The 9,219-nt window shown below is 52.9% G+C and carries 6 protein-coding genes; all 6 read right to left on the reverse strand.

Annotation, left to right across the window (positions count from 1 at the left end; translation table 11 throughout):
• Positions 1-3: 3 nt before the first annotated feature.
• Complete coding sequence (locus tag LZ24_RS08045; protein ID WP_144684366.1) at positions 4-2,814, reverse strand: type I restriction endonuclease subunit R; 2,811 nt, start codon at positions 2,812-2,814, stop codon at positions 4-6.
• A gap of 368 nt (positions 2,815-3,182) precedes the next feature.
• On the reverse strand, positions 3,183-4,064 hold the full coding sequence (locus LZ24_RS08055) for an alpha/beta fold hydrolase (protein ID WP_144684368.1): 882 nt from the start codon (positions 4,062-4,064) through the stop codon (positions 3,183-3,185).
• A gap of 73 nt (positions 4,065-4,137) precedes the next feature.
• Positions 4,138-5,361, reverse strand: a complete 1,224-nt coding sequence (locus LZ24_RS08060) for a MerR family transcriptional regulator (protein WP_144684370.1) — start codon at positions 5,359-5,361, stop codon at positions 4,138-4,140.
• Positions 5,362-5,680: 319 nt separating this feature from the next.
• A complete protein-coding gene (locus tag LZ24_RS08065; protein ID WP_144684372.1) occupies positions 5,681-6,244 on the reverse strand; it encodes a TRAP transporter small permease in 564 nt (187 codons plus the stop codon).
• Positions 6,245-6,397: 153 nt separating this feature from the next.
• Positions 6,398-7,453, reverse strand: coding sequence for a TRAP transporter substrate-binding protein (locus tag LZ24_RS08070; protein ID WP_144684373.1), 1,056 nt, complete (start codon positions 7,451-7,453; stop codon positions 6,398-6,400).
• Positions 7,454-7,746: 293 nt separating this feature from the next.
• Positions 7,747-9,066, reverse strand: a complete 1,320-nt coding sequence (gene mtaB, locus LZ24_RS08075) for a tRNA (N(6)-L-threonylcarbamoyladenosine(37)-C(2))-methylthiotransferase MtaB (RefSeq protein ID WP_144684375.1) — start codon at positions 9,064-9,066, stop codon at positions 7,747-7,749.
• Between the last annotated feature and the right edge of the window lie 153 nt (positions 9,067-9,219).

The raw sequence follows: 9,219 nt of genomic DNA on the forward strand, positions 1-9,219 counted from the left end.
ATATCAGGCCGCCAGACGCTCGGTGAGCTGCAGGATTTCATTGATCTCCGCCGGGCTGAAGACACCCCGAATCCCCTGGGGGTGAATGACCGTGAAGGGTGCATTGATGAGGTCTTTCTTCTCGATCTTTTCACGCTCGATGATGAAGTCCTTGAGCAGGTTCAGGAACTCCAGCTGGCGGCTGGAGAGATTCGTGTGCTGCTGGATGAACTGATCAAAGGCTTTGCTGACCGTTTCTGGAAAACTCTTCAGAATCTCAATGCCGAGGATGTGGCGGATGAACTGGATGAAGCGGGCCTTGCGGTTTTTGTAGATCTGGCGAAGCAGGTCTTCGGTGATGTGCGGGTGCTCTGCGTGGAGCAGCTCGGCGAGCTGGCTGGCCTCAAGGGGTGAGACCTCTTCTCCGTTCCTGATTTTTTGCAATATGGGATTGTGTGCCGTCAGCTCTGCGATCATGGCCTCGACCATCTCACGGTAGCGGCTGATGCTGACCGATTCATGCTGTGGTCCGAACTCCACCCATTCTTTATGGTGCAGCACGTCGGTGAGATCAAGGTGCATGGGGCCGGTGGGGGGCTGTTGCTCGCGGAATTTCATCAGGGGGCCGAGACGGGTGTTCAGCTCATCAAGGGCATCTTCCAAAGCAGCGGCATCCGTTCTGGCCCAGTAGTGCTGGGTCTGGGCGGCACGGATCAAGGCCTCTTCGGCTTTGACAAAGCTGATCGAGAGTGGCAGCTCGCTGATCTGCTCAACGATACCTTCTTTTAGGGTTTTGGCCTTTTCCTTTTCCTCGCACAGTCTGGCCAGCGTGTATTCCAGCAAATCCCGCTCGAAACGCATGGCTTTGAAGTCGGCCTCGGATACGGTGCGAAAGAGGGGCTTGATGTCGTTTCGTAAAAATTCCAGCCGCTGGTGATTCAGGGTGATCCAGAAATTTTCTTCGCCTATCCGGGCCAGTACGGCGGCGGCCTCCCTGATGATGACGGAGTTTTGCGGCAACTCGTGGATCTGCTGGCGCAGTTTGGCTATTTCTCGTTCGGTAATGGTTGTCTGCGCAAGATCGATGGCCTTTTCGATTTTATCGAGACGCAATCCAACCAGTCGCACCGGCAGGGGCAGCTGGGGCTTGAGTTCCTTGCCCTTGGGTTGCAGTTTGAAGTATTCGAAATTGTCCCAGCAGTCGAGAATGAGGAAGACCTCTTTTTCCGTACACCAGGGCTTGGGCTTGCTGGTTTCCAGCAAGCGGGTACCGCGCCCGATCATCTGCCAGAATTTGGTGTAGGAGTAAACCGGTTTGGCAAAGACCAGATTGACAATTTCACGAATGTCGATGCCGGTGTCGAGCATGTCAACGCTGATGGCAACGCGGGGCATGTCATTGTTGGTGAACTGATCGAGCAGGCCGCCCTTGCCATAGACGCGCGGGTCTTCCGAGACCAGCACCTTGGCCAGCTCCCCCTTATATTGGGGAAAGAGCGTGTCGAAGATATCTTCGATACGTCGGGCATGGGCCTTGGTTGAACAGAAGAAAATTGTTTTACCGGGGAGCACACCGTTTGGGTCTTTGATGCACTCCTCCATGAATTCTTTGACAATGAGGGCGTTGGTACCCTTGTTGATCACCTGTTTTTCCAGCTGCGAACCTTCGAAATTGATTTCCTCGACTTCCTTGCCTTCCAGAATCATCTTTTTCTGGTCTTCCAGCGATATGGTGCGCTTGCTGATGCCATCCATCTGGAAGCGGGTCTGGATCTTCATCACCTGGAAGCTGCACAGGTAGGGCGGCACGTTGTTGACCGCCTCTTCAAAGGTGTAGGCGAAGGTGGGGAGGCCGTCTTCACAGTGGAAAAGCTGAAAGGTGTTGTGATCGATGATGTCGGTTGGCGTGGCGGTGAGGCCCAGGGTAAGGGTCTTGAAATAGTCCAGCACCTCTTTGTAGGTGTTGTAGATGGATCGGTGGCTTTCATCGACCACAATGAAATCAAAAAAATGCGGAGACAGCTGTTGCAACCCGTCCCGGATGATATTGAGCATGGTGGGATAGGTCGAGACATAGATGCGGCGATCCTTGGCAATGAGCTTCTCACCTGTGTTGGGCCAGCGTGGCTCGTGGGGCAGATGCTCCTTGAATGCGGCCAGCGCCTGTTCGCGCAGGGCAATGCGGTCAACCAGAAACAGGATCTTTTCGGCATGACCGGCACGCATGAGGGCATCGACCATGGCGATACAGGTGCGGGTCTTGCCGGTTCCGGTGGCCATCACCAGAAGAAAATCACGTTGTTTCTCCTCGATGGCTTCCAGTACGGAGCGAATGGCCCGGATCTGATAATCGCGGCCCGCAATGTCCGTGTTAATCAACTCCTGGGTCAGGGGCTTGCGGTTGCGGCGGATATACTGAAAGCGCTCAAGGTCATCCCGTGTGGGAAAGCCGACAATCTTGCGCGGCGGATAGTTGTCCAGATCCCAGAAATAGATTTCGTGCCCGTTGGTGTAGAAGCAGAATGGCAGCTCACCGCCCAGTTGCTTCTGGATGTTGTAGCAGTACTGCTTGGCCTGTTCACGTCCCAGCGCAGCATCCTTGCTTGATTTTTTGGCTTCGACCACGGCCAGGGGCTTGCGATCCTTGCCGAGCAATACATAGTCACTGAACTGGTGACCTTCGTAGGGGGTGCGTGGTTCGGCAATGCCCACAGGAAGCGGAGTCAGGATGTCGAACTCCTCAATGACCTGGGCAGGATCTTTGACGTTCCAGCCCGATTGGGCAAGCTGGCTGTCAATCAGCTCAGAGCGGGTTTGGGCCTCAGTCCTGGTCATGCTTCAATTTCCCCTGTTCTTTCATCTGCACACAAAAGGCCCCGAATTGCCTTCTTGCCAGCTTGAAGGGAACCGTCTTGCTGTATTCCCAACAGATGATGGTGAAAAAGCTCACGCCAGCTCACAGGGCAGCTTTTCTGACGGAGCCCCAGTTGCTGGCGGATCTCTCTGGCCGTTTCTGCAAAATTTTCCGCTGCTTTTGCCCTATCATTTTGCCTTAACTCCTGATGGGGCACCTCTTCACTGCGGCGGGTGAACGACCTTTGCCCAGAGTTATACTTACGTCCAGAGATATAGCAGGTGACAGCGTATGTGAAAAGCGGAGATCCTGCACGTTTTTTAAATATTCGGATCGGGTGTCTGGCTGCCTATTTTCTCTTCACTATTTTCCCCACGGCCTCTTCCAGAGCGGGATTGAAGACCTCAGGCCTTGCCAGCATGAGAAAATGATCCGTTCCTTTGATGACGGTGGCCTCAAAGGAAGCCATGTGCTTACGGTTATTTTCAACATCAATGGGCCAGAGGTCCGCATTGACGGCCATGACGGGAAGGCGGACTTCTTGGAAGATGGCGGCGGATTCCCCGGTGATGAAAAGCCCCATCATTTCCTTTAAGGCACTTAAGGCCACGGCGGGAGGGGCGGCAGCCATGTCACTGAGAATCCATTCCCGGAGCGGGGCCGGGGTGTCGGGAACCAACATGGGCGTAACAAACTGACGGCTTCCGGCCTGAAAATCCTCTTCCAGCGGACTGACCATCCCGGCCACGATTTCAGGGGTGAGGGGATAGGCCACGTTGCCAAAGGTGTCCACGCCAATGAGCCCCAGTACACGGCCGGGCATGAGGCGTGCCGCCTCGGCGATGACGGGTCCGCCCATGGAGTGGCCGATGAGGATTACCTCTTTGCTTCCCACCGCTTCCACCACAGCCTTCACATCCTCCCCAAAGGCTTTCATGGTATATTGGCTCCGGCCCATGCCCGAATGGCCATGGCCTGCCAGATCCAGAAGCACCATGCGGTTCTTTTTTGAAAAATGGTCAATCTGTTTCTGCCAGTAGCGGGCATCACAGCTCCATCCGTGGACAAAAATCAGGGTGGGTTCTCCATTTCCGTACACCTCATAGGAAATGGGCACACCGTCTTTGGAGGGTGTCATCCGGGGCCACTGGGCTGCGGCCGGGCTGGCCGCGACGATGAAAAGGAGAAGAAAAAGCCAGCAGGTTAAGGTTTTTACGGATGCAGGTTTCATGCTCTGTTTTCCTTTTTGTGGGGTTTCAGGGGTAAAGCGCGTTTCGCCCCTTTTCTTAAGCCTGAGAGGAAACTCAGATAAGGGTTTTTTTTTGAAGCAGCAGGCAGGCATAGCCGTATTCATCGCCGTACTGCCGGTTCATGGCGATTTCTTCTTTCAAATCCTGAAAGGCGGGTCTTTCCCCAAGGGAATCTTCCAGATCAAGGAGGACTTTTTCCATGTCATCGTAGAAATCCTGCCAGTCCTGCCGGGGCAGAAGGGAGGCATCCACAACAAGGTATCCGGCCTTTTCCGCCTGAGAACACCGGTCTTCAAGGCGGCACATGCCGGGATACTCCACATCCCAGAGTTCCTTGCATGGGGCAGAAGGGGTGTCTGTGAGCCAGATGGCATCACTGACAAAGAGATGGCCTTCCGGAATGAGGAGTTTTTTCCATGTGGCAAGTGCTTTTTCAAATCCCATGATGTAGGCGGCTCCCTCACACCAGATGAGATCAAAGCTCTTATCTTCAAAGGGCAGACTCAGCATGGAAGCCACAAGGGGCTGGATGCGGTGGGATAATTTTTTTTCCGTAAACTTTCTTTTAAGGGCATCAAGAAAAGGCCCATGATTGTCCACGGCTGTAATCCGGGCTTCACTTACCCCGGCCAAGGTAAGGGCCGCTTCTCCTTTGCCGCAGCCGATCTCAAGAATGTTGCGGATGGCAGCACTGTTTTCGATTTTCCGGAAAGCGCTGAGGGTGGCCTGCCTGCTGCCGGGACCCTGGCGTTTCATGGTTTCAAATACCTTGAAAAAGTCTTCCATATAGACCTCATGATTTTCCATGTTGCGTGAAACGCAGCGGATCTGCGTTGCGGTTTTTTCGGAAAAGCCCAGGGCCTGAAGCCACTTCAGGTGGGCCTGGGGAGATTCTTTTTCAAAGGTGGCGTGCCAGAGTTTCAGAGGATTCTTTCCCGGTGTCTCGGGCGGAGCCTTTCCTTCTGCCCTGTGGCAGAGTGCGCGCAGCACACTTCCAGCGGTTTTCAGGTGGAGGATCTCCCTTTCAATGACAAGGAGCTGTTCCCGGAGCATGGCAGCATCCATCTTTCCTTCGAGACATTTCTGGCACTGGGTCAGGGAAAAGCCCGCCCTCTGCAGGCAGCGGATGGTAACAAGGCGTTCCAGATCACTTTCCGAATAGATGCGGTAGCCGTTTTCTTCATCCCTTGCCGGAGAAACCAGACCGATTCTCTGGTAATAGAGCAGGGTGGAACGGGCAATGCCAAGGCGGCGGGTGATATCTGATACATGATACATGTTAGGTCTCCCATCTTGTTTCTGAAAGAAAAGGTAGCCTATGAACCTTTAGACAGGTCAAGGAAAAAAGCAGGACTGAAAAAAAATCATGTGGGGGGATATCTGCCACTGCAGGATGTTGCCGGGGCATCCCGGAGATCAGGACCGGGAAGGTTGAATTTCCGGGGTGGCTTCCCGTGTGACTTCCGGGGTCGGAGGGGAAAAGCTTCTCAGGGGCAGGTCTTCAAGCCTGCCCGCATCAAACTGTCCACGTATTTTTTCTAAAGAGTTTAAAATGCAGCCAAAGTCAGGAAGACCACGCTGAGTAGAGGTTACGATGTTATTTTATATCAATGTCTGTGTAACAGTCTTCCACATTCACGGCCAGATAGGCTTTTTTGGAAACGGCATTTTTCAATGCCGTCAATGCATACTGAATACCAGTGATGGCAAAACCCAGAGGTACCCACAGATAAATGAAGTAGAGGGGAAAACCCATGGTGGGCAGTACCCTCCCCGTATTGTACACACTGGCAATGTAGCCAATGGAAAAATAGGCCAGAAAAAACATCACGGAAGAAGTGAATGAAGCAATGAAAACCATAAGGATTCTGCGCAGATTGACCGGCAGAATATCGTAAAATGCGGACATGCGTATATGGCGGCCATGGCGGGCGGCATAACCGATGCCTGCAAAGGTGATCATGACAATGAGAATACGGTTGACCTCTTCAGCGAAAAAAAGGCTTTCTCCGAAGAAAAAACGGCCAATCACATTGGCAACGGTATTGAGGACCATGAGCAGCACGCTGGTACCCAGAATAAAGGCTTCTATGTGATTCATCCAGCGGTCAATCTGTCCGGGAATTCCAGAAAGCCCCGGTTTTTCTTTTTTTTTAGCCATATGAATGTCCCTGTGGAAAGAGGGGAGAAAAACAAGCCCTGTTCCTGCCTGAGACGACATGGCGAAACAAGGGGACAGGAAAAAATCATGGCCCTTGCTGCGCCGGGGGCATCCTTGACGGATGCCCGCCGCCTGCAGGTAAAGGGCCTGAACTTAAACTTCTCCAGCCATCACCTTTTCAAGGTCTTTTTTGAACTGGTCAAGAAGCTTTTGGCCCCGTTCACCAGTCATTTCAATGAAGCGTTTTTCCACCTGCCCAGCCCTTTCCCGGAAAACCTGACGTTCTTCCGCAGTGAGCCTTGTCACTGTGACATCTTTTTTTGCTTCCAGAATTTTTTCCAGCATGGCATCGCCAAGCCCCGGAATATATTCTGTGATGTAGTCAAAGGCATAGGCTGCTGCATTGCGGATCAACTGCTGATCTTCTTCGGAAAGCCCGTTAAAGAAGTTCTGGTTGGCCATCAGTGCTGTTGTAAACCAGCCATGGCCTGTAAAGGTCAGGTTTGGTGATACCTCATACAGTCCGCCGGACTGAATCCAGAAAATGGGGTTTTCCTGGCCCTGAATGATGTTGGTCTGCAAGGCTCCGTACACCTCACCCCAGGGCAGGGGGGTGGGGGTGGCGCCAAAGGCCCGGTAGGTTTCAGCCAGCAGGGGGTTGGTCATGGTACGGATGTTTTTCCCCCGGAAATCTTCAGGTGAACGCACGGGGCTGTCTGCCGTGACCACCATCTCACCTTCCGGATACATGGAAAGCAGTTCCAGTCCCTGTTCCGCATAAAGCTCAGAAAACATCTCATTGATGGCTACGCTGGTACGGAAGAAGCGGATGACGTCTTCATCTCCGGTGGGCATCAGGTAGGGGATGAAAAAAATCTGTGCTTCGGGAATCAGGGAGCCGGTAAATCCCGGAGACTGGTTGACAAAGTTCAGAATGCCCGCCTGGGTCTGTTCCATGATGTCATCGGACTCGCCCAGTTCACCGAAACGGAAAATCTGAAGGGTGTGGTTGGAGTGCTGTTCAATATATTCTTTGAACTTATGGGCATAGACATCCTGAACATCACCTTCAAATTCTTCATGGGCGTAGCGCCATGTGGCTCCTTTGGCTTCTTCTGCTTCCGGCGCGTCATTGCTGCTTTTACAACTGAAAAGGCTGAGGGATAATGCGGCAATGAGGATCAGTCCTGTTAATTTTTTAAAAGTCATGCGGATTCTCCTGGGTTTGTATGTAACGGTGTCTGCGTTACAAGGTTATGGATAGATATCCTTGCATAACCAAAAAACATAGCATGCAATCAAAAAACAGTAAACACTTCCCTGCCTTTCCCTTGTCCGGTCAGGGGGGCCTGTCATGGAGGTGCCTGACACCAGAACCCGTCTGTAAGGATTAGCGTGCAGCAATCCAAGAAAAAAATGTGCTGAACGCAGGATAAGGTAAGCGGTGTTGCGGCGTTTTGTTGCAGGCTGAACGGTGAAGCTGCCAGAAACGCCCTCATCTGTCAGGGAATCCGGCCTTCCAGCCTTCCGTCATTCCGCATTTTTGTTGCCATAACGGGAATTTGCTGATGCAGAAGACTGTCCGGGCCTTCCATCAGCAGGGTCTGATAATTTCCTGTCAGGCCCTTCAGCCAGCCATTGGCCTTATCCCTGCGGCGCTCAAAAATGACTTCAAGGGTTGTACCCACAAGGGTCTGGGCAAAATCCAGCCGTTTTTTTTCACCGGTTTTTCTCAGAAGGGCGCTGCGTTCTCTGGAAATTTCCACTGGAACAGGATGGGGAAAGTCCGCAGCCGGTGTTCCCGGTCTGGGGGAGTAGGGGAAAACATGGAGATAGGTTAAGGGAAGGCTTTCCACCAGTTTCAGGCTTTTATCAAAAAGAAGCTCTGTTTCGCCGGGAAAGCCCGTAAGAATATCCGTGCCGATGGCAGCATGGGGCAGTTTTTTTCTTATGGCATGGATGCGTTCAGCAAAAAAAGAGCTGTCATAGGGTCTTCCCATGGCCTTGAGGATGGTATCAGCGCCGCTTTGCAGGGGGATATGCAGGTGGGGGGCAATTTTGGGATTTTCCCTCAGAAGGGACATCAGGCTGTCCGTAAGCTCCATGGGTTCCAGGGAGCCAAGGCGCAGCCTCGGACAGGAAGGATCCTGCAGCAGCAGATGCAGAAGATCCTCGAACCTGAGAGCAGGGGTGAGATCCGCTCCATACATGCCCACATGAATTCCCGTGAGAACAATTTCCTTATAACCGGCAGCGGCCAGTGCCCTCACCTTCCCAAGCACCCTGTCAGGATTCAGGCTCCTGCTGCGTCCCCTTGCATAGGGTACAATGCAGTAGCTGCAGAAGGCATTGCATCCGTCCTGAATTTTTAAAAAGGCACGGGAACGGCCCATGTCCCGTGCGGGTGCCGGGATGTCCATGAAAAGGGTTTCCTGGCAGGGCCCCGCATGCCGGGAAGAGGGCCAGACGGAAAAGGGTTCTTTTTTATGTTTTTCCAGAAGTTCCGGAATTCTGTGCTTGTCCTTGTGGGGGACGACATGGTCCACGCCTTCCATGGCTGCAATGGCCTCGCCTTCCATCTGGGCGCAGCAGCCCGTTACAATGAGAAGGGCTTTGGGGTTATGCTCTGCCAGACGCCGGATCTGCTGCTTAGAGTGGCTGGCTGCCTTTCCTGTGACGGTGCAGGTGTTGAGAATGACAACTTCAGCATCACGGATTTTAAGGGTTTTATGCCATCCCATGTCCTGCAGGCAGGCGGCAATGGCGTCGGATTCGTGCTGGTTGACCTTGCAGCCCAGGGTCGTGATAAAAAAAAGGGTCATGGTATGCTTTCATTTTCAGAACAGGGCTTTTATTTTTGTAATTATTCAGAACAGTTTTCCATATACCATAACTTCCAGACAGATGCACAGGCTCCAGGCTATTTGCCCGTGACGCAATCTTATTCGGGAGCTTCTTGCCCTGTGCGGAAGCGG

The organism is Desulfobotulus alkaliphilus (assembly GCF_007830435.1).
Taxonomy (GTDB): Bacteria; Desulfobacterota; Desulfobacteria; order Desulfobacterales; family ASO4-4; genus Desulfobotulus; species Desulfobotulus alkaliphilus.